Annotated in this window: 30 protein-coding genes, 1 other RNA gene and 1 pseudogene; 16 read left to right on the plus strand and 16 right to left on the minus strand. The window is 58.6% G+C overall.

Annotation, left to right across the window (positions count from 1 at the left end; translation table 11 throughout):
• Window positions 1–87: 87 nt before the first annotated feature.
• Window positions 88–903, minus strand: a complete 816-nt coding sequence (locus ACR0AL_RS06800; RefSeq protein ID WP_170347961.1) for a TIGR00282 family metallophosphoesterase — start codon at window positions 901–903, stop codon at window positions 88–90.
• Window positions 904–992: 89 nt separating this feature from the next.
• Between ACR0AL_RS06800 and ACR0AL_RS06805 the strand changes: the two genes are divergently transcribed.
• A complete protein-coding gene (locus tag ACR0AL_RS06805; protein WP_480662396.1) occupies window positions 993–1226 on the plus strand; it encodes a putative hemolysin in 234 nt (77 codons plus the stop codon).
• A gap of 5 nt (window positions 1227–1231) precedes the next feature.
• Here ACR0AL_RS06805 and ACR0AL_RS06810 read toward each other — a convergent pair whose 3' ends face one another.
• Complete coding sequence (locus ACR0AL_RS06810) at window positions 1232–1795, minus strand: 5-formyltetrahydrofolate cyclo-ligase (RefSeq protein ID WP_170347959.1); 564 nt, start codon at window positions 1793–1795, stop codon at window positions 1232–1234.
• A complete protein-coding gene (gene mgtE, locus ACR0AL_RS06815) occupies window positions 1792–3186 on the minus strand; it encodes a magnesium transporter (RefSeq protein WP_170347958.1) in 1395 nt (464 codons plus the stop codon). The genes ACR0AL_RS06810 and mgtE overlap by 4 nt, the downstream gene beginning before the upstream one ends.
• Before the next feature lie 140 nt (window positions 3187–3326).
• On the opposite strand from mgtE, the gene guaD reads away from it, so the two are divergent.
• Window positions 3327–4616, plus strand: a complete 1290-nt coding sequence (gene guaD / locus ACR0AL_RS06820) for a guanine deaminase (RefSeq protein WP_480662398.1) — start codon at window positions 3327–3329, stop codon at window positions 4614–4616.
• Here guaD and ACR0AL_RS06825 read toward each other — a convergent pair.
• The 3 genes from ACR0AL_RS06825 to ACR0AL_RS06835 all read right to left on the minus strand — a co-directional run bounded on the left by ACR0AL_RS06825 (window position 4613) and on the right by ACR0AL_RS06835 (window position 7271).
• Entirely contained in the window at window positions 4613–5947 is a 1335-nt protein-coding gene (locus ACR0AL_RS06825; RefSeq protein WP_480646079.1) for an 8-oxoguanine deaminase, read from the minus strand. The genes guaD and ACR0AL_RS06825 overlap by 4 nt on opposite strands.
• Window positions 5948–6061: 114 nt before the next feature.
• Window positions 6062–6853, minus strand: a complete 792-nt coding sequence (gene hisN / locus ACR0AL_RS06830; protein ID WP_480646078.1) for a histidinol-phosphatase — start codon at window positions 6851–6853, stop codon at window positions 6062–6064.
• 46 nt (window positions 6854–6899) lie between these two features.
• Entirely contained in the window at window positions 6900–7271 is a 372-nt protein-coding gene (locus ACR0AL_RS06835) for a helix-turn-helix domain-containing protein (RefSeq protein ID WP_170347955.1), read from the minus strand.
• Window positions 7272–7609: 338 nt separating this feature from the next.
• Here ACR0AL_RS06835 and ACR0AL_RS06840 point away from each other — a divergent pair, with 338 nt between their 5' ends.
• The gene (locus ACR0AL_RS06840) at window positions 7610–8566 is read left to right on the plus strand and encodes an NADPH:quinone oxidoreductase family protein (RefSeq protein ID WP_480662400.1); all 957 of its coding nucleotides are present in this window, start codon (window positions 7610–7612) and stop codon (window positions 8564–8566) included.
• On the opposite strand, the gene ACR0AL_RS06845 is transcribed toward ACR0AL_RS06840, so the two are convergent.
• Window positions 8563–9444 carry a LysR family transcriptional regulator gene (locus tag ACR0AL_RS06845; protein WP_170347953.1) on the minus strand — a complete coding sequence of 294 codons (882 nt, stop codon included), beginning with the start codon at window positions 9442–9444 and terminating at the stop codon, window positions 8563–8565. The two genes, ACR0AL_RS06840 and ACR0AL_RS06845, sit on opposite strands and share 4 nt — an antisense overlap.
• Before the next feature lie 127 nt (window positions 9445–9571).
• Here ACR0AL_RS06845 and ACR0AL_RS06850 point away from each other — a divergent pair, with 127 nt between their 5' ends.
• The gene (locus tag ACR0AL_RS06850) at window positions 9572–9781 is read left to right on the plus strand and encodes a DUF1127 domain-containing protein (protein WP_170347952.1); all 210 of its coding nucleotides are present in this window, start codon (window positions 9572–9574) and stop codon (window positions 9779–9781) included.
• A 182-nt stretch (window positions 9782–9963) separates the two neighbouring features.
• On the plus strand, window positions 9964–10743 hold the full coding sequence (locus ACR0AL_RS06855; RefSeq protein WP_170347951.1) for a Bax inhibitor-1/YccA family protein: 780 nt from the start codon (window positions 9964–9966) through the stop codon (window positions 10741–10743).
• A gap of 167 nt (window positions 10744–10910) precedes the next feature.
• Here the strand turns inward: ACR0AL_RS06855 and ACR0AL_RS06860 are convergent, their stop codons facing one another.
• Complete coding sequence (locus ACR0AL_RS06860; RefSeq protein WP_170347950.1) at window positions 10911–11417, minus strand: hypothetical protein; 507 nt, start codon at window positions 11415–11417, stop codon at window positions 10911–10913.
• 208 nt (window positions 11418–11625) lie between these two features.
• Entirely contained in the window at window positions 11626–11793 is a 168-nt protein-coding gene (gene rpmG, locus ACR0AL_RS06865; protein WP_037309480.1) for a 50S ribosomal protein L33, read from the minus strand.
• 280 nt (window positions 11794–12073) lie between these two features.
• Between rpmG and ACR0AL_RS06870 the strand changes: the two genes are divergently transcribed.
• The 3 genes from ACR0AL_RS06870 to ACR0AL_RS06880 all read left to right on the plus strand — a co-directional run bounded on the left by ACR0AL_RS06870 (window position 12074) and on the right by ACR0AL_RS06880 (window position 13960).
• Window positions 12074–12709 carry a DUF1326 domain-containing protein gene (locus tag ACR0AL_RS06870; RefSeq protein WP_226688736.1) on the plus strand — a complete coding sequence of 212 codons (636 nt, stop codon included), beginning with the start codon at window positions 12074–12076 and terminating at the stop codon, window positions 12707–12709.
• Window positions 12710–12720: 11 nt separating this feature from the next.
• On the plus strand, window positions 12721–13542 hold the full coding sequence (locus ACR0AL_RS06875; RefSeq protein WP_480662402.1) for a DUF2182 domain-containing protein: 822 nt from the start codon (window positions 12721–12723) through the stop codon (window positions 13540–13542).
• An 85-nt stretch (window positions 13543–13627) separates the two neighbouring features.
• On the plus strand, window positions 13628–13960 hold the full coding sequence (locus ACR0AL_RS06880) for a GYD domain-containing protein (protein WP_170347947.1): 333 nt from the start codon (window positions 13628–13630) through the stop codon (window positions 13958–13960).
• 9 nt (window positions 13961–13969) lie between these two features.
• Here ACR0AL_RS06880 and rnpB read toward each other — a convergent pair.
• From rnpB to gatC, 5 genes are all read right to left on the minus strand, one after another.
• Window positions 13970–14385, minus strand: an RNA gene (gene rnpB / locus ACR0AL_RS06885) — RNase P RNA component class A.
• 44 nt (window positions 14386–14429) lie between these two features.
• Entirely contained in the window at window positions 14430–15104 is a 675-nt protein-coding gene (locus ACR0AL_RS06890) for an N-acetylmuramoyl-L-alanine amidase (RefSeq protein WP_480662404.1), read from the minus strand.
• Window positions 15088–15801 carry a hypothetical protein gene (locus tag ACR0AL_RS06895; RefSeq protein ID WP_170409050.1) on the minus strand — a complete coding sequence of 238 codons (714 nt, stop codon included), beginning with the start codon at window positions 15799–15801 and terminating at the stop codon, window positions 15088–15090. Before ACR0AL_RS06895 ends, ACR0AL_RS06890 begins: the two co-directional genes overlap by 17 nt.
• 40 nt (window positions 15802–15841) lie before the next feature.
• Window positions 15842–17329, minus strand: a complete 1488-nt coding sequence (gatA, locus tag ACR0AL_RS06900; RefSeq protein ID WP_480662406.1) for an Asp-tRNA(Asn)/Glu-tRNA(Gln) amidotransferase subunit GatA — start codon at window positions 17327–17329, stop codon at window positions 15842–15844.
• A gap of 3 nt (window positions 17330–17332) precedes the next feature.
• Window positions 17333–17620, minus strand: a complete 288-nt coding sequence (gene gatC / locus ACR0AL_RS06905) for an Asp-tRNA(Asn)/Glu-tRNA(Gln) amidotransferase subunit GatC (protein ID WP_058280141.1) — start codon at window positions 17618–17620, stop codon at window positions 17333–17335.
• A 228-nt stretch (window positions 17621–17848) separates the two neighbouring features.
• Here gatC and ACR0AL_RS06910 point away from each other — a divergent pair, with 228 nt between their 5' ends.
• On the plus strand, window positions 17849–18007 hold the full coding sequence (locus tag ACR0AL_RS06910; RefSeq protein ID WP_170347943.1) for a hypothetical protein: 159 nt from the start codon (window positions 17849–17851) through the stop codon (window positions 18005–18007).
• Between the two features lie 149 nt (window positions 18008–18156).
• Window positions 18157–18720 carry a DUF4202 domain-containing protein gene (locus ACR0AL_RS06915; RefSeq protein ID WP_480646070.1) on the plus strand — a complete coding sequence of 188 codons (564 nt, stop codon included), beginning with the start codon at window positions 18157–18159 and terminating at the stop codon, window positions 18718–18720.
• Here ACR0AL_RS06915 and ACR0AL_RS06920 read toward each other — a convergent pair.
• Entirely contained in the window at window positions 18711–19367 is a 657-nt protein-coding gene (locus ACR0AL_RS06920) for a ceramidase domain-containing protein (protein ID WP_480662408.1), read from the minus strand. The two genes, ACR0AL_RS06915 and ACR0AL_RS06920, sit on opposite strands and share 10 nt — an antisense overlap.
• Window positions 19368–19427: 60 nt before the next feature.
• Here ACR0AL_RS06920 and ACR0AL_RS06925 point away from each other — a divergent pair, with 60 nt between their 5' ends.
• Window positions 19428–20120, plus strand: coding sequence for a metal-dependent hydrolase (locus ACR0AL_RS06925; RefSeq protein ID WP_170395542.1), 693 nt, complete (start codon window positions 19428–19430; stop codon window positions 20118–20120).
• On the opposite strand, the gene ACR0AL_RS06930 is transcribed toward ACR0AL_RS06925, so the two are convergent.
• Window positions 20110–20571, minus strand: coding sequence for a nucleoside deaminase (locus ACR0AL_RS06930; RefSeq protein ID WP_480662410.1), 462 nt, complete (start codon window positions 20569–20571; stop codon window positions 20110–20112). The two genes, ACR0AL_RS06925 and ACR0AL_RS06930, sit on opposite strands and share 11 nt — an antisense overlap.
• A 61-nt stretch (window positions 20572–20632) precedes the next feature.
• Here ACR0AL_RS06930 and ACR0AL_RS06935 point away from each other — a divergent pair.
• From ACR0AL_RS06935 to ACR0AL_RS06955, 5 genes and pseudogenes are all read left to right on the plus strand, one after another.
• Window positions 20633–21439 (plus strand): annotated as a pseudogene (locus ACR0AL_RS06935) (pseudouridine synthase); the annotation flags it as partial.
• Window positions 21440–21616: 177 nt separating this feature from the next.
• Entirely contained in the window at window positions 21617–22531 is a 915-nt protein-coding gene (locus ACR0AL_RS06940; protein ID WP_170395538.1) for a 5-bromo-4-chloroindolyl phosphate hydrolysis family protein, read from the plus strand.
• A 30-nt stretch (window positions 22532–22561) separates the two neighbouring features.
• Entirely contained in the window at window positions 22562–23752 is a 1191-nt protein-coding gene (locus ACR0AL_RS06945) for a toxic anion resistance protein (protein WP_170347936.1), read from the plus strand.
• A gap of 43 nt (window positions 23753–23795) precedes the next feature.
• Window positions 23796–24722: a DUF2927 domain-containing protein gene (locus ACR0AL_RS06950; RefSeq protein WP_170349340.1), complete on the plus strand. Its 927-nt coding sequence runs from the start codon at window positions 23796–23798 to the stop codon at window positions 24720–24722.
• A gap of 22 nt (window positions 24723–24744) precedes the next feature.
• On the plus strand, window positions 24745–25893 hold the full coding sequence (locus tag ACR0AL_RS06955) for an SPFH domain-containing protein (protein ID WP_170360424.1): 1149 nt from the start codon (window positions 24745–24747) through the stop codon (window positions 25891–25893).
• The last annotated feature ends 27 nt before the right edge of the window (window positions 25894–25920 follow it).

The following is a 25920-nucleotide window of genomic DNA, read 5'->3' on the forward strand; positions in this document are numbered from 1 at the left end:
TGGTATTCTGTCCGAACCCTAGCCTGGCTTACGCGCCCGGCAGCCAGTTTCACGCATTGCGCGCGGCAGAGCAAGCCTGACATCGCCTTATTGCGGCCCGGCCTGCTGCAAACGCCCACCGACGCGCACCATTTGCACAGATTTTGCCCGCCCGTCGCGGTCATCGGTTTCAACGAACACACCGCTCAGCGTTGCTTCGCCATTGGCCGGGGTGAACCGCGCCTTTGGCATGCCGGTGATAAAGCGGCGCATCGGCTCGACCTTGTCCATCCCGATCACTGAGTCATAGTCGCCACACATCCCCGCATCGGTCAGATACGCCGTGCCACCCGGCAGGATCTGTGCATCCGCAGTTGGAACATGCGTATGAGTGCCGACCACTAGGCTTGCACGTTTGTCACAATAATGGCCCATCGCCATCTTCTCAGACGTGGCCTCGCAATGCATATCGACGATGATCGCCTGGGCCTGCCCGCCACGCGGGTGGGACTTCAGAATGGGCTCAACCGCCGAGAACGGATCGTCAAAGGGCCGTTTCATAAAGACCTGCCCCAGAACCTGCACCACCAGAACCTTGCGCCCGCCCGGCGCGGTGTACAACCGATGCCCCCGCCCCGGCGCACCCTTCGCAAAATTCACCGGGCGCACGATACGCGGTTCGCTCTCGATGAATTGCAGCATATCTTTCTGATCGAACGCGTGATCGCCCAGCGTTAGACAGTCCGCGCCCGCGTCCAGTAGTAGCTTGGCATGATCGCCGGTCAGACCCATCCCGTTCGAGGCATTCTCGCCATTGACCACAACGAAATCCAGCCGCCATTCGTCGCGCAAACGCGGCAAATGTTGCTGAATGGCCATGCGTCCCGCACGGCCCATGACGTCACCCAGAAAAAGTATCCTCATCCAACCTGTCCTAAGTGTGGTAATGACCAAGCACAAGTGATTAAGCTGCCTGCATAATCTGCCAAAGCCTTTAAAGCAGGAGAATCTTGATGACTCGCATCCTTTTGGCCGTTGCTGGCCTATTCGCACTTGCCGCCTGCGACGAAACCCCAGCAACCGATTCCACCACGCAACTGGCGAACCCCGCGGCGACCTATTGCATCGACAGCGGCGCACAGTACGAGATACGCGACGGTGACAACGGCCAAACCGGCGTTTGCATTCTGCCGGATGGGCGCGAGGTGGATGCCTGGGAGTTCTTCCGTGAGAACCACTCGAGCTAAGGCGATCAGCCCGAGAACGTCAGAACCCGGCTTTCGGTAATCACCATATCCAGCGGTTGATCCGTGGGCTCTAACGGCAGCTCTTTGGCCTCTTGCGCGTCAAAGGCAAAGCCAATGGCCAGTGTCGGGCGCTTGGCACGCAGACCCTGCAACGTGCGGTCGTAAAAACCGCCGCCATAGCCCAGCCGCCCGCCCAGCGCATCGAAAGCAACCAATGGGACAATCAGAATTTCGGGGTCGAAGTAATCGTCGACCTCGGGCACCTTGGCCCCAAACGGGCCGTCCTTCAGCGTGCCTTCAGGCGTCCAGCGCGAAAACTTTAGTGGCTGACCGGCAGCCTGAATGACCGGCACACCAACCGGACCATAGGCCGATGCTTCTGCCATCGCCGCCACTGGATCAATCTCGGTACGGATCGGCATATAACCGGACAGAGGCACGCCACGGTGTCCGGCCAGAACCTCGGACAAGCGCCCCGCAGCACCGGGCAGGCGGGTGTCAAAAGCAACCTTGCGGCGTGCAAAAGCCGCCTTGCGCGCAGCGGCTTTGATTTCGGTCAGATCGGTCACAGTAGCACCACGCTGGCAAGCCCAAGGAACAGGAAGAACCCCATGACATCCGTTGTGGTCGTCACGAAGGTGCCGGAGGCAAGCGCCGGGTCAGCGCCCAATCGGTCCAGCACCACAGGTACTACCGTACCGATGAACCCAGCGATGATCATATTCACGACCAAGGCAGCGCCGATCACGACACCCAGCATCGCAGAATCGAACCACATCATCCCTACGGTTCCCAAAACGATGGCGAAACACAGGCCGTTCAACATCCCCACCAGCAGTTCCCGCCGGATCACGCGCAATACGTTCGACCCCGTAAGGTCGCGCGTCGCCAAAGCCCGCACCGCAACTGTCAGCGATTGAGTGCCCGCATTGCCGCCCATCGACGCCACGATCGGCATCAGAATGGCCAGCGCCACCAACTGATCAATCGCCGCCTCGAACTGGGAAATCACCAGCGAGGCGCAAATCGCCGTACACAGGTTCACCGCCAGCCAAGGCAGACGCCGCTTACTGGTCGCGGCAACGCTGTCGGACAGCGAACTTTCGTTGCTGACACCCGCAAGGTGCAGCATGTCCTCTTCGTATTCCTCATCCAGAACAACCATCGCGTCGTCGATGGTGATCACACCGACCAGTCGCCCGTCTGCATCGACCACGGGCGACGAGATCAGGTGATACTGGTTGAACGCATATGCCACGTCCTCTTCGTCCTGATCGACAGGAATAGTGTGGAACTCTTCTTCGGCGATGTCGTGCAGCGGCACCTCACGCCGAGCGGCCATCAGCTTGCCCAGCATGACCTGCGCTACCGGCTTCAACCGGGGATCGACCAAAACAACGTGATAGAACTGTTCCGGCAGGTCGTCATTGGCCCGCATGAAGTCGATGGCCTGCCCAACGGTCCAATGTTCGGGGGCCATGACAACCTCGCGCTGCATAAGGCGGCCGGCCGAGTTTTCGGGGTAGGACAGCGCCTGCTCAGCCGCGATCCGTTCGGAATCCTCCAGCGCGTCAAGGATGGCCTCTTGCTGCGGTTCTTCGAGGTCTTCCAGAAGGTCGACAACATCGTCGCTTTCCATGTCCCGTACAGCGTCGGCCAGAACGTCCGGGCGCAGAACCTCGATAACCTCTTCACGAACGGCCTCATCCAGTTCCGACAAGATATCGCCGTCGAATTCCTTGTCGTACAGACGGATCAGTTGGGCGCGTTCCTGAGGGCTGATCTGTTCCAGAAGGTCGGCGATGTCCGCAGCGTGCAGCGGATCCATCAGCTCGATCAGTTTGTCGCGATCATCCACTTCGACCGCGTACAGGATATCCGCCACAGTCTTGCGATCCAGCGCATAGACGTCTTCGTCACTTGTGGACTCGGTTACGGGTTCATCAAAGCCTGTTGTCATGTCTGCCCCCGTTTCGCGCGCTCATTGCCCCCTAATTAGAAGAAGCAGCTACCGGAAAACAATGACAATGCGCCGATTTACCGGCAAGTTTCGCCCGCCTATGCTGTTTCACAGTCCTATTCAGGCGGAGATGGATGAAAATGGCGCAAAAAACGCTGCTGAAAGGTCGTGTTCTGAGCTTTACGGGTTCCCCTTTTGAAGGAGATCCGACCGAGGCCGTGAAAATCAGCGGGGCCGTTCTGGTTGAAGACGACCGAATATCTGCTGTTGGGGATGCCGAAAGCCTGCGCGCCGACAACCCCGAGGCCAACGTTGTGGATCACGGCCAGAACGTGATCATGGCAGGTTTCGTCGATGCGCATGTCCACTATCCCCAAACCGCAATGATCGCCAGTTGGGGCAAACGTCTGATCGACTGGCTAAACACCTATACCTTCCCCGAAGAGATGAAGTTCAGCGACCCGGTCTATGCCTCTGAAATCGCCAACCGCTATCTTGACCTGACAGCTGCGCATGGAACCACGACCATGTGCAGTTTCTGCACCATTCACCCCGAAAGCGTTGATGCATTTTTTACCGCCGCGCAAAAGCGCAACCAACGGGTTGTGGCGGGCAAAACCTGCATGGACCGCAATGCGCCCGAGGGGCTGCGGGACACGGCGCAAACGGGTTTTGATCAGTCCCAGAAGCTGCTTGAGAATTGGCACGGCATAGATCGCCTGTCTTATGCCATCACCCCACGTTTTTCGCCCACGTCCACGCCGGAACAACTGGAAGCCATGGGCGCGCTCTGGGCCGATTACCCGCATTGCCTGATGCAAACCCACCTGAGCGAACAAACCGATGAGATCGCCTGGGTCCGCGAGCTATTCCCCGAGGCACGCGATTATTTGGATACCTATGAAAAATTTGGCCTATTAGGGTCGAACGGCCTGTATGGCCACGTTATCCATCTTGAAGCACGCGAACGCGATCGCCTGCGCGAGGTCGACGCGGCGCTAATCCACTGCCCGACCTCGAACACATTCATCGGCTCTGGCTTGTTCGATATGGCGGGGTTGATGCGTGACGGCCATCGCGTCGGGTTGGCGACGGACACCGGCGGCGGGTCCAGTTTTTCGATGCTGCGAACGATGGCAGCAGCTTATGAAATCGGACAACTGCGCGGGGCGCCGCTGCACGCCGCGCAACTTTTGTGGCTAGGCACGGTTGGCTCAGCACGCACGCTGCGGATGGACGATTGCATCGGCAACGTTGCACCGGGGATGGAGGCTGATCTGATCGTGCTCGACCTCGCCTCGACCCCCGCCATTGCCCAGCGCGAAGCCTGCGCCGAGAACCTGTGGGAGGCCATCTTTCCCACCATCATGATGGGCGATGACCGGGCGATCGCAGAGGTCTGGATCGCCGGTCAACGCGTTTCCAACTAGACTTGCAGGGCGCGGGCCAGCTGGTTCTGCCGCTCGATCACGCGGGGCATGTCCAAACTGGTGACATGCCCGTCACACACGATCTGGCGGCCCTCGACGAACAGGTGCTTGACCTTCACCGGTCCGGCCAACAGCAAAGCCGCCGGGTCCCAACTGCCGGCGCTTTCGATACAGCTTGTGTCCCAAATCGCGATGTCAGCGCGTTTTCCGGGCTCCAGACGTCCGCAATCAGGACGGTTCAGCACATCTGCACCACCGCGTGTCGCAATCTCTAGAACTTCGCGCGACGACATGGCATCCGCGCCGTTGGCTACCCGTTGCAACAGCATGGCCTGACGCGCCTCGAGGATCATGTTGCCAATGTCATTGCTCGCTGAACCATCCACGCCCAGTCCAACAGGCACGCCGTGATCCCGCATCTCGCGCACCGGCGCGATGCCCGAACCCAGCCGACAATTGGAACAGGGGCAATGCGCGACGCCGGTTTGTGTTTTGGCGAACAGGTCTATTTCCACCCCATCCAGTTTGACGCAATGGGCGTGCCAGACGTCCGTGCCGGTCCAGCCCAAATCCTCGGCATATTGGCCCGGACGGCAGCCAAACTGGGCCTGCGAATAGGCGATGTCCTCGTCATTTTCCGCCAGATGAGTATGCAGCATAACGCCCTTGTTCCTAGCGAGAAGCGCAGCATCGCGCATCAGGTCACGGCTGACGGAAAATGGCGAACACGGTGCAAGCCCTACACGGCACATTGCGCCCTCAGACGGGTCATGAAACGTATCGACCACACGGATCATGTCGTCCAGAATCGCTTGCTCTTTTTCGACCAAGGCGTCGGGCGGCAGACCTCCGTCGCTTTCCCCGATACTCATCGCACCGCGCGTCGGATGGAATCGCATTCCGATCTCGGCGGCGGCAGCAATCGTGTCATCCAGCCGGGCACCGTTGGGGTACAGGTAAAGGTGGTCGGAACTGAGTGTACACCCTGACAGCGCCAGCTCGGCCAACCCGATCTGGGCCGAGACAAACATTTCTTCGGGCCCAAAGCGGGACCAGATGGGATACAGCGTCTTAAGCCAACCAAACAACAGCGCATCCTGCCCACCGGGCACCGCACGGGTAAGGCTTTGGTAAAGGTGGTGATGGGTATTCACCAGACCCGGCGTGACGACACATCCTGTGGCGTCATGCACCCTTCCGGTTGTTTGCAGTCCGTGGCCGATCTGGTCGATCTGTCCACCGCGGATCAGGATATCCGCGCCGGAAAGCTCGCGGCGTGTGTCATCCATCGTCAGGATGGTGTCTGCGTTCTTGATCAGGATTTCGGTCATGTCGCCCTCCTTGCATCCGCCCGTTTCGTGCAAGAAGGTATGGGCTGGCGGAAAACGGGCATAAGAACCAGCCGGGCAGAGATTACCTGACCAGCCTTAACCCGACAAGCTGTTTCAGTAGTTGCGCAGAAGCTTTAGCGCCGCCGCATGTAATTCGGCATTTGCCGCAGCCAACACCCGTCCGCCCTCATGGGCTGGACCACCTTGCCAATCTGTCACGATACCACCTGCGGCCTCGATCACCGCAATGGGGGCTTGAACATCATAAGCATTCAGGCCCGCTTCGATCACCAGATCGACCTGCCCCGCCGCCAGCAAAGCGTAAGCGTAGCAATCCATGCCATACCGGGTCAGTTGCACCTGTTGGGCCACAGCCTCGAACCCGGCGCGTTCTTCAGGGGTGCCGACCTCGGGGAAGGTCGTGAACAGAATGGCCTGATCCAGACTGGAGGTTTTGCGAGATTTCAGCGGCATAGTTCCGGTCGGCCCAGTCGCCTGTGCAACATCCGCTGATCCAAGGAAACGTTCGCCGATATAGGGCTGATCAATGACGCCCAAGAACGGCCCGTTCTGGTTGCTCAGCGCGATCAGCACGCCCCATGTCGGTGTGCCGCTGATAAAACCGCGGGTGCCATCGATTGGGTCCAACACCCACGTCCGGCCGGAACTGCCCTGCGTCTGGCCGAACTCCTCGCCGAAAATGCTGTCATCGGGGCGGTGCTTGGCCAGAACCTCGCGCATGGCCTTTTCCGCGTTCCGATCCGCGACCGTGACCGGATCAAAGCCGTCGACCAGCTTGTTCGACGTCTCAATATTTGATTGTCTAAAAAACGGAAGAATGGCCGCGCGCGCCGCGTCGGCCATTTCTTCGGCTACATCCAGATCACTTAAAGTTGTCTCTTGCATGCGCTACCCGTGCGGATCACACGTGCCAGAGTCAACCCCGGTTCTCTCAGGCGACGTCGCTCAGGACGCGGGCAAGTTCGAACAAGCGGCGGCGCTGGTTTTCCGGAATCGCATAGTAAGAGCGCACCAGATCCAGAGCTTCCTTGTCCCCCATCAGATCGGCCGGAACCGATTTTTTGCCGGCTGTTTCCTTTTCAGATTCTTCCAGACCTTCAAAGAAAAAGCTGACGGGAACATCCAATGCCTCGGCAATGTCCCAAAGGCGCGACGCGCTGATCCGGTTGGCCCCGGTCTCGTATTTCTGAATCTGTTGAAACTTAATACCAACCTGCTGCGCCAACTGCTGTTGGGTCATGCCAATCAGCCAGCGGCGATGCCTGACGCGTTTGCCCACATGGACATCGACGTGATGGGTCATTGGTATTCTCCTCTTAACTACACACACAACTAATTCGGGTGTGCGACATGCATGTACTACCGCAACACTAGCGAGCCGCCCTTAACCACTCCCTAATCAGGAACATGCCCCCCAAATCAGCACCTGGGACAATATTGCTCTTTTTGGGTTTTTTTTCAAGAAGGTTGAATCTGTTTCACCATGCACAGGACTAAGGTTGTGCCCTTTCGATCCCGCACACGCAGTTACCGTCGGCAAGCCTGAGACGTCATCCACACAGTCCTTTCCGCCCCGCCGGGTAAGCGATTGACATTCCCCGGTCAGCACGAACCTATGCGCCAAACCACAGGAGCCCGACCATGCTGGCCTATAGAATTTCATCTACGGACGCCGCCGCCCAGCTTTGCGACATTGACGTGCCGACCCCACAAGAAGGCCAGGTCCGTATCGCGATCAAGGCATGCGGTCTGAACTTTGCCGATCTGCTGATGCAGAAGGGAACGTACCAGGACACGCCGCCCGCGCCGTTCACACAAGGAATGGAAATCGCTGGCGTGGTCGAAACAACAGGTCCCGGCGTTTCGCATCTGAGCACCGGTGATCGCATTGCGATCTATTCAGGTCAGGGCGGCCTGGCAGAATTCGGGGTGTTTGACGCTGAACGCGCAATTCCCCTGCCCGATTCGGTCAGCTTTGAGGATGCCGCCGCGATTCAGATCGCTTATGGCACCAGTCACATCGCCCTGGATCACCGCGCCCAATTACAACCCGGAGAAACCCTGCTGGTCACTGGCGCGGCTGGCGGTGTTGGGCTGACCGCCGTCGAAATCGGCAAGCTGATGGGGGCAACCGTAATTGCGCAGGCGCGCGGCGCAGACAAACTGGCGGTCGCTCAGGCAGCGGGGGCGGATCACCTGATTGATGCGTCCGAGGATTTACGCGCGCGTGTAAAGGAACTGGGCGGAGCGGACGTGGTGTATGACGCCGTTGGCGGCGACGTGTTCAAAGCCGCCTTTCGCGCCACCAACCCCGAAGGCCGCCTGCTGCCTATCGGTTTTGCAGGCGGAGATGTGCCGCAGATTCCGGCCAATCATCTGCTGGTTAAGAACCTGACGGTGATCGGCTTTTACATCGGTGGCTATCTGACCTTTCGGCCGCAGATCGTTCAGGACAGTTTTGACACGCTGTTTCGGTGGTGTGCCGAAGGGCGGATCAAGCCGCATATCAGCCACGTGCTGCCCCTGTCGGATACCGAGAAAGGCCTGCAATTGTTGCGCGACCGTGCGGCAACCGGCAAGGTCGTGATTACGCCCTAACCGACCACAGCCTTCAAGGGCGCACTGCCGAGCATGCGGAAATTCTGTCGAACCAAAGCTGCAAGTGCCTCAACCAACGGCCCGCGTCCGGTATCGCCTCCGTACAGGTTGATCATATGTTCGGGCAGCTCAGGCAATACACCGCCATCATCGATTTGAACCAAATGCGCAGCCTCGGTTCCGTCGAGCATGGCGTGGACGGCCAAGTCAGCGGCAACGGTCGCCTCGATGGTGCGATCATTTTCGGTTTCAACCGACAGCTCCCACGGGATGCCAGCCTCATCCAATGCCGCGATGACCTGTGGCCGGAACATGCAGCGACGGCCAAGCGCTATTGGGATCGGCCGCTTGCGCCACGCCGACCCACCCGGCGCCCCGATCCAGCGCAACGGCAATTCGGCGATGATTTCGCCCCCCTCGCCCGCACTTGCCTCAGTTGTGAGGATCAAATCGCATTCGCCGCGTTTGAACATTTCCTTCAACTGCATCGTGTACGAAGAAATCAACTGCACCCGCACCCGCGGGAAATCCACGTTGAACCGCTGCAGGACACGCGGAATAGCCGGGTAAACGATGTCATGCGGCACACCCAGAACGACTTCACCCTCAAAGGCTTGGTCAGTGAGTTTCGAGATCACCTCATCGTTCAACGCAATCATCCGGCGGGCATAAGCCAACAGTTGTTCTCCGGACGCTGTCAGCGCGATGGTTCGGCCACTGCGATCCAGCAGTTCCAGTCCCAGCAGCTCTTCCAGACGCTTCAGCTGCATTGAAACGGCGGATTGCGTCAGGTGCAGGAACCCGGCGGCACGTGTCACTCCACCCTGATCCGCCACCGCCACAAACGATCGCAATGTCGTAATGTCCAAATTCCGCATGTTCACGAATCCTTATGTATCACTTCAAAAACATTCATTTTTAAAATGTGTCATAGTGCGCCATATAAATCAAGGAACTTGATGAGAGATCGAAAACTCATCTAGGATCGATGAAAGGACATACATTATGACCCAAATTGCAATTCACAGACCTTGCCCGCCCCGTCGTCGTTTTGGCCTGACCATGTTGTTGGATGCGTTCTCGCTGCGTCGCCAGCGTTGCACGCTTGCCAGATTGGATGCGCGAGCACTAGAAGATATCGGAATCACCCGCGAACAGGCCGATGCCGAAGCCGCTCGCCCCTTCTGGGATGCACCGGAATTCTGGCAAAAATGACCCTGACACTCATGTTTTCCTACTGAATGGCGGCCCGCAGACGCAGGTCGCCATTTTGTTGCATGTTTTAACCGGTTTCCCACTCTAAACTCTTGAAACACGGCCCGCAGTTGCCGATATTTGCTGGGAACGGGGTCCGGGTTTCGGACCGCGAAAAGAATTATGTGAAGGGAGACCCTTTAATGGCACAATTTGACACGATCCGGACGGCTGCCGGTACGCGCGCTGCCCAGATTGACGAGGGCCTGCGCGCCCATATGAACAAAGTCTACGGCACGATGTCTGTGGGCATGCTGATCACGGCGCTCGCCGCATGGGCGATTGCCGGTCTTGCTGTGACGTCTGATCCGACCAACGCAGTAGCCCAGATCGGCGCTGACCGTTACCTGACCAGCCTGGGTGGGGCACTATTTATGTCGCCGCTGAAATGGGTTGTGATCTTTTCGCCTCTGGCCTTCCTAATCTTCGGATGGGGCGCACTTATGCGGCGCGGATCGGCGGCAGCCGTACAGCTGGGCTTTTTCGTCTTCGCCGCCGTAATGGGCGTGTCGATGAGCTCGGTGTTCATGATCTACACCCCCTACTCGATCGCGCAGACGTTCATCGTGACCTCGATTGCCTTTGCTGGCCTAAGCCTCTTTGGCTACACCACCAAGCGCAACCTGAGCGGCATGGGCACGTTCCTGATGATGGGCTTGATCGGCCTGCTAGTGGCGATGGTCATCAACATCTTCCTGCAATCGCCTGCAATGATGTTCGCAATCTCGGCAATCGGTGTACTGATCTTTGCTGGTCTGACCGCGTTCTACACGCAGGACATCAAGAACACCTACATTGCGCACGCAACCCATGGTGATCAGGAGTGGTTGAACAAAGCCGCAATTGACGGAGCGCTGAGCCTGTACATCTCGTTCCTGAACATGTTCCAGTTCCTGCTGATGTTCATGGGGCAGCAAGAATAACGCGCTTCAACACTGCACCAATTAAACAGGGCGGGTCCAAAACGACCCGCCCTTTTCTTTTGCCTATTTAGCCGTTTCACAGCCCGGTTGACACCTCGACCGGTGCCCCAAAAAGACAAAGGCCCCGCTCAAATGGCGAGGCCTAGGAAGATAGAATGAACGGGGTCTTAGCTGCAGTTCAGCGGCACCGCAAAACCCGAGCTGCTGTCGGAAGAGCCCTTGCGGTAGACGTCACCCGCAGGCAGACAGCCGGTAAACTGTTCCGCGTTGCGACCAAAGTTGGCACCGATCTGATTATCGACGCGCGTGCTGTTGTTCGGGGTGCGCAGAACACCATAGAGGGTGCCGTTCACATTGACGGTGCTGAGGAACAGATTGGTGTCCTGCCCGGTCAGAACCACCGAGTCCGTATCGCTGCGTCCACCATTTTCAATTGCAACTCGGGCAACTTTCTCTGCCTCAGTCTCATCCGTCGTGACGGCCACGGCAGGCAGAACAGCCAGTTCAGCCGGCACATTCGTTGCAGGCGGAAGGATGCCCACTGCACCGGGTACATCCGAAAGCGAGCGCGGTTCACCATCGATACCCGTGAATCCGATGCCTTCGCGGTTATAGGGATCTTCACAGGCTGCAAGGGCCAGAATGATCGTAGAGGAAAACAAGATTTTTTTCATGACGGCCAACATTTTGGAACGAGTTGTTGAAGCGTATGAGTAAGACGTCAAAAAAAGCAACCCATCGACGATCCGATTGCCCCAATCGCTGATGCTTCGTTGCAACGGCGCGAAACGCCACAAGCGCGATCCCATCGGGATATGCGCAAAGAAAAAGGGTCCTGCCGCGGCAGAACCCTTTAAAAAACTGTCCAAGCTGGACGGCAGATTACTTAATCTTGCCTTCCTTATACTCGACATGCTTCCGAACGACCGGATCGTATTTACGAATGGTCATTTTCTCGGTCATGGTGCGCGCGTTTTTCTTGGTCACGTAGAAGTGGCCCGTGCCCGCGGTCGAGTTCAGACGGATCTTGATTGTCGTCGGCTTCGCCATGGTTATCTCCTGCGTCCGGAAAGGCAGGGGCCTTTCGGTTGAATTCCTATGAGCGTGCGCTTTTACTCGGTCGCGCAGCCGAGTCAACCAGATTCCGCGCACAACGCGCACAATTCCTGCTGTCGCTCCCTGCCCCGGTTTGGCGCGATCACGGTTCTGTGATAAGGTCCCGCCGTTCTATCCCACAAAGAAGCCGACGACAGGCTCGTATTTCGAAACGGCAGCAACAGGCGAAACCCTCTGCGAGCAGAGGTTTTAAGCATGTTTTTGGGGGGCTATCATGACGGAATGGAAACTTCAGGGTGAAGAATTGGCCAATTGCAACTGCAACTTTGGTTGCCCGTGTCAGTTCAGCGTCCTTCCAAGCCATGGCAATTGCGAGGCTGTTGTCGTGTTCGATATCGAGTCCGGGAACTATGGCGACACCGATCTTGCCGGAGTACGCGCGGCTGGCGTGTACCACTGGCCTGGCCCCATTCACGAAGGCAACGGCCAGATGCAGCTGATCATTGACGAAGCCGCCAGCGCCGACCAGCGCGCCGCTATTGAGGCCATCATGAAAGGTGAAGACACCGACGAAATGGCGACCATGTGGTACGTCTATAGTGCCATGGCCCCTACAAAACATGAGACTTTGTATGCCCCGATCGAATTGAAGTGGAACCGGGATGAGCGTGCTGGATACGCCAAAGTTTCGGGTATCTTCGATGTAGAGGTCAGCCCGATCCCGCATATCGTCTCGGGCATGCCGCATCGTGCTTCGATACAGTTGCCCAACGGGTTTGAGTATCGCCACGCCGAGGCAGCCTCGGGGACTGCCAAGACTACGGGCGGCGCGATCAATCTAACCTTTGATGCTACACACGCGCATTTGGCGCATCTCAACATCTCAGGCCACGGAGTCCTCGGCGCATAGCGTAGGCTGACATGAGCACGTTCCCTCCCCGACCCGGAGTCGTAGATCGGGTGCTGCGGCGCGACAGCGGCATCGTTGTGTTCTGCGTTCTGCTGATCATTCTGGGCGCGTCCTGGTACACGGTTGCGGGCATCGGTATGAACATGTCCGCAATCGACATGACCCGAATGGCTGGCCCGATTGGCGAGCCGATGAGTATGGCGACTGAAACACGCTGGACACCGATCTACGCCGTTCTGATTTTCCTGATGTGGTGGGTCATGATGATTGCCATGATGACCCCCAGCGCTGCCCCCACCGTTCTGTTGTATACGGCGATCAAACGAATGGGGCCGGACAAGTTGCGGGCGTCGCGTCTCAGCCTGCTTTTTTTGACGGGCTATCTGGTTGCCTGGGCGGTGTTCAGCATCATTGCAACCGGGGCGCAATGGGCGATGGAAAGCGTCGGACTGTCCGATGGGCCGATGATGACGATCCACTCGAAATTTTTTGCCGGATGCGTACTGGTCGCTGCCGGTTTGTACCAGTTGTCCAGCTTGAAAACCGCTTGTCTGCGCCACTGCCGCAGCCCCGCCCAATTCCTGGCCGACCACAACAGGCCCGGTGCCTATGGCGCGTTTCGTACCGGCGCGCTGCATGGTGCGTTTTGCCTGGGATGTTGCTGGGCGTTGATGTTGCTGCTGTTCGTGGGCGGAGTGATGAACCTTTATTGGATTGTGGGCATTGCCGTTTATGTCGCGTTGGAAAAGCTGATGCCGCGGGTGCGGTGGTTCGTTCCGCTCACTGGTGTTGCGTTGATCGTCGTGGGCGTTTGGCTGATCGCAGTCTCATAGATCGCGACAGACTGAAACGTTCATAAGGGCTGAAGGACCGGCCAAATTTCGGGTTCTGCATTAACTTTTTTGACAGGAGGTAGTCATGCCTATTTTTATCACCTACGCGTCCTATTCGCCGGAAGGCGTTAAGGGAATGCTCAAGAAACCCGTGGACCGTTCGGGCGCGGTCAGGGCATTGCTGAAAAAAGCCGGCGGTAAGCTGGTGGCGTTTTACATGACCTCTGGCGACAATGACGTGGTGGTTGTCAGCGAATTGCCGGAAAGCACGGATGCAGTTGCTATAGGCATGGCCGTTGCAGCATCAGGCGCGGTGTCAAAAGTTGAAACCGTGCGCGCATGGAAGGCAAAGGACTTTGTCGCTGTGACCAAAAAAGCCGCAAAACTGACCGGAGCCTACAAGGCGCCGGGCCGTTAATCGGGATCTACGCGCGGAGGGCCTGTAAGCCGGATCTTGTTCCAGGGTTACCCCCTTCGATGACCATTCCTCTAGGCCGTGCATTGCTGCGCGGCTCAAGCTGCCAACCCGGTCCCTCTCGGCCAAGACGCGCTTAGCGGCGGTATCGGCTGACGCCGACCGGCCCGCGCGAGGACCCTATTTGGCATTGCTCCCGGTGGGGCTTGCCGTGCCGCCGCTGTTGCCAGCGGCGCGGTGGGCTCTTACCCCACCGTTTCACCCTTACCGCGTATTGCCTGAGGCGAACCTCTGCAATGGTGCGGCGGTCTGATTTCTGTGGCGCTTTCCGTCGGGTTGCCCCGCCCGGGCGTTACCCGGCACCGTTGTCTTGTGGAGTCCGGACTTTCCTCTCGGGCATACGCCCCAGCGGCCATCCGTCCCTCCGCGCGGGGTGTGGGTATGCTCTGGGTACGGCGGCGTCAAGTGCGGATCAGGTTTTCTTGATCAAGGGTATAAGGTCAGCTGGTTCCAACGGGCCGTCACCCCATGGACGATATCTGAGGCGTACCGCAGCCAGAAGCGTGTCATGGTCCGTCTCCGCCGAGTAGCCTGCGGCGCGCGCCAACGCATTGAACGTATTTAAAGGGGTTTTGCCAGGGTCGTGTTGAGAGCGCTTTCCGGCAAGGGCCATGTGTTCCAGCCGCTGCCAAGGGAAGCGCGGACCGGGATCGGACTTACGGCCCGGTGCCATGTCGGAATGGCCAATTACATGTTCAGGGGGGATAGCCCACCGGTTCATGATCTGGTGTAACAGGGTTTCCAAAACGTCCAACTGCAGCTCGGAAAAAGGGTGCGCGCCGGTGTTGTCCAGTTCAATTCCGATCGAACGGGAATTGATATCGCTCTGGCCATGCCACTCACCCGCCCCGGCATGCCAGGCCCGATCCTCCTCGCGCACCATCTGCCAGAGTGTACCATCCCCACCGATCAGGTAATGCGCGGATACTTCATGGGCAGGGTCGCACAGCCGGTCCAGCGCCTCGGTTGCGCTGTCCATCGCGGTATAGTGCAGCACGATCAGCGACGGGGTCAGCCCATCCCTGCGTTCGCCAAAGTTAGGGGACGGGTGCCAGATAGGCTTCAGCGGCTCAGTTGTTGACGGCACTGCGGAACGGGCTGGGGTCCCAGCCACAGGCGTAGCCATCGCCATCCGGGTCAAGTCCCTTGCGGTCGCGTTGCGGGCCACCGTTGGACAGGAACTCAATCTGAGCTTGATCCGGGGATGGAAAGCGGGCGCAATTGCGCTGCGCCTTGGCCTGAAGGTTCAGACCTGCACGGCTGTATAGCTGGGTCCCGACCGGGTTCGATGTGTTCAGCGCGTATTGCACGATATTGGGCTGACCATCCGTTCCACGTTCCGGAACGGCGGTGGGCGCGACCACCTCATAGGTTTGACGGTTCTGTTCGATCAATGCGGCGTCGGATTCGATGGTGCGACGGTCAGAGACCGCTCCGAAATCCTGCTCATCGGAAATCGCGTTGTTGATGGGGTCTTCGACGGGCGACGGTGCCGGAGTGATCGCGGCTTGCCCTGAGGTGCCAGCCAGCGCAGCCGCGGTCGCCGAAGCGATGTCGGCATTTTCGCCGGTTGGCAACGGGGCTACTGTGCCAGGAGCGCCCAGCTGCTGTTCTGACACGTCGGGCGGGCCAAGCAGCGGGTTACCAGTATATCCCTGCCCCGCCAGCTGTGCCTCACGCTGTGCCTGATAGGTGGGGGTGTTGAAATCCGTGCCACCTATCGGGGCCACCGAATTACAGGCGGCCACGAACCCGATTGCGGGGATCAGAAGCGTAAAGCGCATCCAGCTGCTCCGTATTGCGTTGTCTTGCCTGACTTGAGGATTACCACCATTTGCCAGGCTTGGCCACAAACCCGGCGGCGTTTTCCAGCGCATAGGCCGTGTTGAGCAGATCGCCCTCTTCCCACGGGCGACCAATCAGCTGCAGACCCAGTGGCAGGCCCTGTTTGTCCAGACCGGCAGGCACAGAGATGCCCGGCAAACCGGCCAGGTTCACTGTCACCGTAAAGACGTCGTTCAGATACATCTGAACCGGGTCCGCCTCGGTCATTTCACCCAGGCCGAAAGCGGCCGACGGCGTTGCCGGGGTCAAGATTGCGTCGACACCTGCGGCGAAGACATCTTCGAAGTCTTTCTTGATCAGGGTGCGGACGCGACGCGCGCGATTATAGTAAGCGTCGTAGAAACCTGCGGACAGCACATATGTACCGACCATGACGCGGCGCTGCACTTCGTGACCAAACCCTTCGGCGCGGGTCTTTTCGTACATCTCGGTGATGCCGTCGCCCTGCGCCAACTGCGCGCGGCGGCCATAGCGGACACCGTCATAGCGCGCGAGGTTCGACGAGGCCTCAGCCGGTGCGATCACGTAGTACGCAGGCAGCGCGTATTTGGTGTGCGGCAGCGAGATATCGACGATCTCCGCTCCTGCCGCTTTCAGCATTTCGGCCCCTTCAGACCACAGCTTTTCGATCTCGGCGGGCATGCCATCCATGCGGTACTCTTTTGGGATACCGATTTTCTTGCCTTTGATGTCACCCGTCAGCATCGCCTCGAAATTCGGAACGGCCAATTCGGCGCTTGTCGAATCCTTGGCGTCGTGGCCGCACATGGTTTCCAACATGATCGCCGCATCACGTACGTTCTTGGTCATCGGACCGGCCTGATCCAGCGAGGATGCAAAGGCCACGATACCCCAGCGCGAACAACGACCATAAGTCGGCTTGATACCGGTAATGCCAACAAAGGCGGCAGGCTGACGAATCGAGCCGCCTGTATCGGTGCCTGTTGCGGCCAGGCACAGGTCGGCTGCAACAGCCGAAGCGGACCCGCCCGACGAGCCACCCGGTGTCAGCTTCGCGTCATCATTACCGCGACGCCACGGGCTGACCGCGTTGCCATAAACCGAGGTTTCGTTGGACGAACCCATGGCGAATTCGTCCATGTTCAGCTTGCCCAGCATCACGGCACCCGCATCGGCCAGTTGCTGCGACACGGTGGATTCGTATTCAGGCTTGAAGCCATCCAGAATCTTTGACGCGGCCTGCGAAGGCACGCCCTTGGTGCAGAACAGGTCCTTGATACCAATCGGTAGACCACACATTGACGGCGCGTCGCCACCCTTGATCCGCTCATCCGCCGCTTTGGCGCGTTCCAACGCAATCTCGGGCGTTTTATGGACAAAAGCGTTCAGCGCGTCCGCGTCATCAATAGCCTTAAGGCAGGATTCGGTCAGCTCGACCGAGGTCACATCACCCTTACGCAGCGCGTCGCGGGCCTCGGCCAGGCCAAGTTTGTTCAGATCGCTCATGTCTTACTCCACCACTTTGGGGACTGCGAAAAAGCCTTCGCGTGCGTCGGGGGCATTGGCCAGAACCTTGGCCTGCTGATTGCCGTCGGTGACCACATCCTCGCGACGTTTAAGGCGCATCGGCTCGACCGAGACCATCGGCTCGACGCCTTCGACATCGACCTCATTCAGTTGCTCGATGAACCCAAGGATTGTGTTGAACTCGGATGCCAGCGCGGGCAGCGCGTCATCCTCGACCTTGATCCGGGCCAGTTTGGCCACCTTGGCGGCGGTGCTTTGGTCAATCGACATCGGAAAACCTCATATGCGTTAGGGGGCATTTACCCGTCTGATGCCCGGGTCGCAAGTCCGCCGAAGAGCGGATGTGACGCTGTTTCCGTCGTCGGCGCGTCCAGCCATTCAAAACTGAATAACCAGTATACGCAAAAGTAAACCAATTAGTTCAGTTTTCGACTTGAAAAAGTGAACCAAACTGTTCACCTCATGATCCATGGCACAGCCAGAAACCGGAGAAAGAAAATGAAAACCTTCATTACCACAGCCCTTTTGACCGCAACCATTCTGAGCACCCCCGCCATGGCCTTCGGCCCTACGACGCAAACCCTGATCCCCGACGTCTCGTTCCCGACCCCCTCGCCCGAGACGGTGACACAGGATAGCGCCAAAGTCGGCAAATAAGGTGCCTTTTGCCGCCGGGCCAGAATCCCCCCGACTGGCCCGGCCAGGGTGCAATTGACTGCTGCATCCGATGAAACCAACCGCTACGATGGTGCGAACTAACCGGTCGGATTGCATCGTAAATCCGGCGAAACCCAACGGAGCGGAAGATGAGCGCACGCAAGCAAGCGGTTCTGGACGCAATAGATGCGGCCAACAGGCAAGACCCCACAATCGAAGATGGCCAACCCGCTGCCCTGCTGTACGGCCAGAGGATGAGCGCCGAGTTGGACCGGCTGTTTCCAGACGCGTCGGACCCATTGCAGATCGCGGCACGCGGTCAGCATGTGGAACGCTGGAAGCTGGCTCGCAGCGAATACCCCGAAGGCCGAACCGGATACCTGACCTGGCGCAAGGCACAGGCTGAACATCACGCCGAGATTGTCATGGGGCTGATGGAGCAAGCTGGATACAGCAAAGACGAGGCCGAATCCGCCGGTCGCATGCTGCGCAAACAGGGCATCAAGCGCGATGACGAGGTTCAGGCGCTAGAAGACGTCATCTGTTTCGTTTTCCTCAAGTGGTATTTCGCGCCTTTCGCGGAAAAACACTCGGCCGAGAAAATTCAACGCATTGTGGAGAAAACCGCGCGCAAGATGTCAGGCGACGGACGGACGCGGGTGCTGTCCGAATTTAACCTCCCGGAACATCTGGCCGCCGCGTTTCAGGTCTGAGACACGCGCGCCAGATGCCTACGATAGACCTCGATCATCCATCCCAGCATGGTGGCGTTCAGGATGTGCCACATAAAATGCGTGCCCAGCGGCACCTGCGCACAAATGGGGTCATCGAGCGCACGAAATGCAATCGAGACGATAAGGATCACCGCCCCGATGGCCAGTCCCTGCGCTGTATCCGGCGCCCGATTGCGCAGCAGGAATGCATAAATCAGGATCAGCAGCGGAACCGGAGCGTAAGCCGCTGATCCGCCCAGCCCCGGAACAAGTTGGAACACGGGCACGGTCAGCGCCGCGTAAGGTATGAACAGGGCCGTCAAGATTGCAGCGATCATCGGTCTAAACCGCCAGACATCCCGGTTGATGGCAAAGATATAGACCAGAATGTACAGCAGGATCGGCACGACATCCGCCATGGCCGCCCAGGTCTGCGCATGGGTATGGAACAGAAAACTGCCAACACCGATGGTGGCCAGAACGACCACAAGCGCCATTGCCAGCGGCATCCCCCGCCCCTGAACGCGCCGCCACATAACAAACGCCGCGATCAGAAACGCCGCGTTTGTCACAGCGTTGATCGGCTCGGCCCAATAGGCGGGCGACAGACGCTCGCAATAGCCGTCAATTTCCTGAATCCAGTCCATGCACTTTTACATAGCCGATGCTAGGTTGATGCCAACAGTATGATCAGGAGGATTTTTTCAATGAATATCATCTGGCTGGGCCACGGTAGTTTCCGTATTGAAACCGGTGGGCAGGTGCTGTTGATCGACCCGTGGCTGACCGGTAACCCGGTGTTGTCCGAGGACCACCATGACAAAGCGCTGGATGGTGCGACGCACATTCTGCTGACGCACACACATTTCGATCACGTCGCAGACGTGGTGTCGCTGGCCAAGCATCTGAAGGTTCCCGTGGTCGGCCAATACGACCTGATGGGGTATTGGAGCGAGACCGAAGGGCTGGAAACCGTCGGCTTCAACAAAGGCGGCACAGTGGATTTGAACGGGGTCAAGGTATCCATGGTGCCTGCCTCGCACAGCTCGACCTTTTCAACGCCGGACGGCCTGCGGACCGGAGGCAGCGAGGTCGGCTTCATGATCGCCTCGGAAGATCACATGCTTTACGTGTCAGGGGACACCGACATCATGGCGGATATGGAGTGGATGGGCGATTACTACAAACCCGACATCGGCATCCTGTCAGCAGGCGGACATTTCACCATGGACATGAAGGGCACGGCCTATGCGGCCAGACGGTATTTCAACTTCAAGACGGTGATTCCCTGTCACTACAAAACTTTCCCAATTCTGGAACAGTCTGCTCAGGCGCTGATTGATGGGTTGCCGGGGGTGGACGTGATCGAACCTGAGTTGATGAAACCTATCACTCTTTAATATCACGGCGTGCAGCGAAGAAGGCTCTCAGAAGATCGGCGGCTTCTTGGGCTGCGATGCCATCGTAAATCTCGGGGACATGGTGCGCCTGTGTGTGGGTGAAAACCCGCGCTCCATGGGCCACACCGCCAGATTTCGGATCGGCAGCCCCAAAATAAATGCGCCGGATACGCGCCGCGGCCAAAGCTGCCGCGCACATGGCGCAGGGTTCCAGCGTGACGTAAAGGTCGTGATCCGGCAGCCGTTCGGACCCGGCCTCGGCGCAGGCTGTGCGCAGGGCCAAAATCTCGGCATGGGCAGTGGGGTCGTTCATTTCGCGTGTCCGGTTGCCCGCCGCAGCCACGATCCGGCCGTCAGGCGCGACAATTACGGCCCCAACCGGAACCTCTCCGCGATCTGCCGCAGCGCGCGCCTCGACCAACGCCTTATCCATATGTGATTTGAACGTCATGCCTCTGACTGCATCAGAAACCTGTCTTTCGCAAGCGGGCGGGATGCGCTATGGGCTGCGGATGACAAAAACCCCTCCTCCCGGCGACCGGATCGCCAAAGTGCTGGCCCGCGCGGGCGTTGCCTCGCGCCGTGAAGCGGAACGCATGATCGAAGCTGGCCGCGTGGCAGTGAATGGCAAGCTTATTGATAGCCCAGCCCTAAACGTAACCGCCAAAGACAAGATCGTCGTCGACGGCAAACCTGTGTCGGAACCTGAACCCTCGCGTCTGTGGCTGTATCACAAGCCGTCCGGTCTGGTGACAACGACCCGCGACGAAAAAGGCCGCGCCACCATTTTCGACAACCTGCCCGAGGACATGCCCCGCGTCATGAGCGTGGGGCGGCTGGACCTGAATTCCGAAGGGTTGCTGCTGCTGACCAATGACGGCGGCATCAAACGCAAGCTTGAGCTGCCTTCGACCGGTTGGCTGCGCAAATACCGCGTTCGTGTGAATGGCCGCCCCAAGGACGAAGACTTTGCACCGCTGCGCAGGGGGCTTGTGATCGACGGAGAACGCTTTCTGCCGATGGACGTGTCTCTGGACCGCCAGCAAGGCGCAAACGCATGGCTGACCATCGGCCTGCGCGAAGGCAAGAACCGTGAGATTCGCCGCGCAATGGAGGATATCGGCTATGCCGTGAACCGCCTGCTACGGGTATCTTACGGACCGTTCCAGCTGGGCAGTCTGAAACCCGGCGAGGTTGAAGAGATCCGCCGCCGCGTTATGCGCGACCAACTGGGTCTGGACGCTGAGCCCGAATCCAAACCCAAACGCCCTGCTCGTCCGCAACGAAAACGACCGCCGGTCGGCAAGAAATCTCGCAAGTGACGCGGGTTTAGCAACCTTCCCCCTAGCGCCAAGCCCACGTATCGCCTAAATTTTCCGTAAGTTATTCCACGGGGGAACGCCATGTCAGGGACCGGAGTGCAAAAACTGGCCTATGCGGCCCTTCTTGTGCTGATGTTTGGTGTTTGCTCCGGCGTGCTGGGGGGCCTGTAGCGCATGGCTAAGCGGTATGGCGGAAAATTCAGCCCCGAAGGCGGCAGCTCTGACGACGACCAACCGCAGCGCGGGCAATTTCATGGCGCGCGCGTCGAACCGGCAGGTGCGCGGGCCAATATCCTGTTTCTGCCTGCCATTCCCCTGGTGTTTCTGTCGCTGAACGATGGTGCAGTCGGGATGACGATTGGGCTGGTCGCCGCTGGCCTGCTGACCGCCGCTGCCTTTCTGTTGCGCGAAGGGTTGCGCGCCGAGGCCGAATTTAACACACGTCGCACCGCGCGACGCCCGGCCTTTCCACGCAAGATTTTCGCTAGCGTGTTGACCGGTATTGGTGTCGCTGTGGCCGCGTACCGGACGGAATACCTAGATGCCGAAACTGCTGCTCAGGCCGGCCTGCTGGCCCCGATCCTGTTCGGGGTGGTGGCAACGGTCCTGCATTCAGTGTCCTTCGGTCTGGACCCGATGAAAGACAAGGGCATGGAAGGGATCGATACCTTTCAGCAAGACCGCGTGGCCCGTGTGGTTGAAGATGCCGAAACCCATCTGACAGAGATGACCGACGCCATCAAACGTGCGGGCGACCGCCGGATCGAGGCGCGCGTCGAACGGTTTCAGGACACCGCCCGCGATCTGTTTCGCACGGTCGAAGAAGACCCGCGCGATTTGGCCGGTGCCCGCAAATACCTGACTGTCTACCTGCAGGGTGCCCGTGATGCGACCGTGAAGTTTGCCGATGTCTATGCACGCACGCGGGATGCGCAGGCATTGGCTGACTATTCGTCCCTGCTGGACGATCTGGAACAGAATTTCGCGGCCCGCACCCGCAAGATGCTATTGGATGACCGCAGTGATCTGACGGTTGAAATTGACGTGTTGCGCGAACGGCTGCAGCGCGAAGGCGTCCGGTTGGACTAACCGGCCCATTTTTTGAGAAAGGATTACTCCATGTCCGATGAGATCAAGAACAAGGCGGTCGAAGCAGAAACGCTGGTACAGGAAGTGACCGCCGTTGCGTTGCCTGAACCCACGGCCGAAGTCATCTCGCTGGAAGACGCAGACGACCCTGTCGGCGCTGAAATCCGCAAACGCATGGACGAGCTGGATATGAGCAACACGAATTCGATCGTATCATTCGGTTCGTCCGCTCAGGCAGAATTGCAGGAAATCAGCCAGGCCATGCTGGCAGATGTGCGCAACAAGGATGTGGGGCCCGCTGGTGACAGCCTGCGCGATATCGTCACCTCGATCCGGGGCTTTTCGGTCAGTGAACTGGATGTGCGCCGTGAACGCAGCTGGTGGGAAAAGCTGATCGGCAAAGCTGCGCCCTTCGCCAAGTTTACCGCACAATACGAAGAAGTTCAGAGCCAGATCGACAGGATCACTGACGACTTGCTGGGTCATGAACACACGCTGTTGAAAGATATCAAGTCACTGGACTTGCTGTATGAAAAGACCCTTGGGTTTTACGATGAGCTGGCGCTTTATATCGCGGCGGGTGAGGAAAAGCTGACTGAACTGGACAGCCAGGATATCCCTGAAAAAGAGGCTGAGGTTCAGGCTGCGCCCGAGGATCAACAAGTGATGAAAGCGCAGGAGCTGCGCGACATGCGCGCTGCGCGGGACGATCTGGAACGCCGCGTGCATGACTTGAAACTGACGCGGCAGGTGACAATGCAATCGTTGCCCTCGATCCGGTTGGTTCAGGAGAACGACAAGTCGTTGGTGACCAAGATCAATTCGACGCTGGTTAATACTGTACCACTGTGGGAAACCCAGCTGGCCCAAGCCGTGACCATCCAACGCAGCGCCGAGGCCGCCTCGGCCGTGCGCGATGCAAATGACCTGACCAACGAATTGCTGACTTCGAATGCTGCGAACCTGCGTGAATCGAACAAGATGATCCGCGAGGAAATGGAACGCGGCGTGTTCGATATCGAAGCGGTCAAACAAGCCAATGCCGACCTGATCGGCACCATCAATGAAAGTCTGGCCATTGCCGACGAGGGCAAGGCCAAGCGTGCCGCCGCCGAGCAAGAGCTTCAGAAGATGGAGGCCGAACTGCGCGATACGCTGGCCGCGGCCAAAGCCCGCAAGGATGGTATTGGCGATAATGCCGGTACGGCAGTACCGGGTTGACGGCGGGCGAAGGGTGCGGTTTTCGGGATATCTGAAGCCGGTCATGGGCTTTCTATTGCTATTGGCTCTGGCCAATTGCGATGAAACGCTGACATCCTCTGTCGTTCCGCAACCGCGCCCAGAGGCACTGGCGCCTGCCGCCAATGCCTATGTCCCCCCATCCGCTGCCAGTCAGGACCTGGCCCGGTTCTATCAGCGGGTCGAGCGAGATCTGCTGACCCGCGGTTTGCTGCGAACGGACGGAGGAGGCCCTGACACACCGTATGACGCTGATGATTTAGCCCGCAATTTTGGCAAAATTGCTTTCATCAACGAACACTCCGGCAAATCCGCCGCATTTGTCAGCGGCCCGAGCGAGATTAAGTTAAATCGCTGGAAGAGCCCGATCCGTATCAGGACTGAGTTTGGTCCGAGCGTTTCTATGGAAAGCCGCGAAGCTGATCGGCAAACCATTCAAAACTATGCCAAACGGCTGCAAAAAGCGACCGGGCACAACGTTCGAAGTGTAAATGGTGACGGGAACTTTCTTGTTTTCATAGCAGGTCAGGACGACGTGGCTTACGCTCAGGATAGATTAAAATCACTTGTTCCGGGTATCCCTGACGACAGGTTGAATTTGCTGAGGACGCTGGACCGGCCGTTTTATTGTTTTGTCTTTACGTTTTCCGGCCAAGAGGACACCAATACCGTAATCCGTGCCGTAGCTTACATACGTGCAGAACTACCCAATCTGCTGCGGTTGAGTTGCATCCACGAAGAAATAGCGCAGGGACTTGGCCTTCCAAACGACAGCCCCGCAGCGCGGCCTTCGATTTTCAACGACGATGATGAGTTTGCGCTGCTGACCAGCCATGACGAAAAACTACTGACCATGCTTTACGACCCGCGCCTTCAGCCCGGGGTGACGGCGGATGACGCCCGCCCCGTGGTGCGGATCATTGCACGCGAATTGATGGGCCAGCAGCTCTGAGCCCAAGGAAAGGAGACCCCAAATGGGTATTTTCGATTTTCTGACCGGAGAATTTATTGATGTCATTCACTGGGTCGACGACACCCGAGATACGATGGTCTGGCGGTTCGAGCGTGAGGGCCATGAAATCAAATACGGCGCTAAGCTGACGGTGCGCGAAGGTCAAGCCGCCGTGTTCGTGCATGAAGGGCAGTTGGCGGATGTGTTCACGCCGGGTCTCTATATGCTTGAGACCAACAATATGCCGATCATGACGACCTTGCAGCACTGGGATCATGGCTTTCAGTCGCCCTTCAAGTCCGAGATCTATTTCGTCAATACGACCCGGTTCAATGACCTGAAATGGGGCACCAAGAACCCGATCATGCTGCGGGACCCCGAATTCGGCCCAACGCGCATCCGGGCTTTTGGCACTTATACAGTACGGGTAAAGGATGCCGCGAAGTTCCTGATCGAGATCGTTGGCACCGACGGTGAATTCACGATGGATGAGATCAGCTTTCAGATCCGCAACATCATCGTGCAGGAATTCAGCCGAGTGATCGCCGGATCAGGCATTCCGGTTCTGGACATGGCCGCAAACACCGCCGATCTGGGCAAGCTGATTGCAGCCGAGGTTTCCCCAGTGCTGGATGGCTACGGTCTGGAGATGCCGGAATTCTACATCGAAAACATCTCACTTCCGCCTGCAGTTGAGGCGGCCCTGGACAAACGGACCTCAATGGGGTTGGCGGGCGATCTTGGCAAATTCACTCAGTATTCCGCCGCCGAGGCGATGACAGCCGCGGCCAACAACCCCGGTCAAGGCGGCGGCATGGGCGCCGGGCTTGGCATGGGTATGGGAATGGCGATGGCCCAACAAATGTCGAACATGGCAGCGGGTCAACCCAGCGGCCCGTGGGGCAGTTCCGCCCCCGCTGCACCGCAACCGGCAGCACATGCCGCACCGCCACCTCCACCTCCGGTCGAACATGTGTGGCATATCGCGGTGGACGGGCAGACCAGTGGGCCGTTTTCGAAAGCCAAGATGGGACGTATGGCAACGGACGGAGAGATCACCCGCGACACCCATGTCTGGACCGCCGGTCAGGACGGTTGGAAAAAGGCCGGAGACGTGCAGGAACTGGCGCAGCTGTTCACCATCCTGCCGCCGCCACCGCCTGGAGCCTAATGCGCCAGTCACCGGCGTAAGAATAAG

Source organism: Ruegeria sp. BB1 (assembly GCF_056539465.1).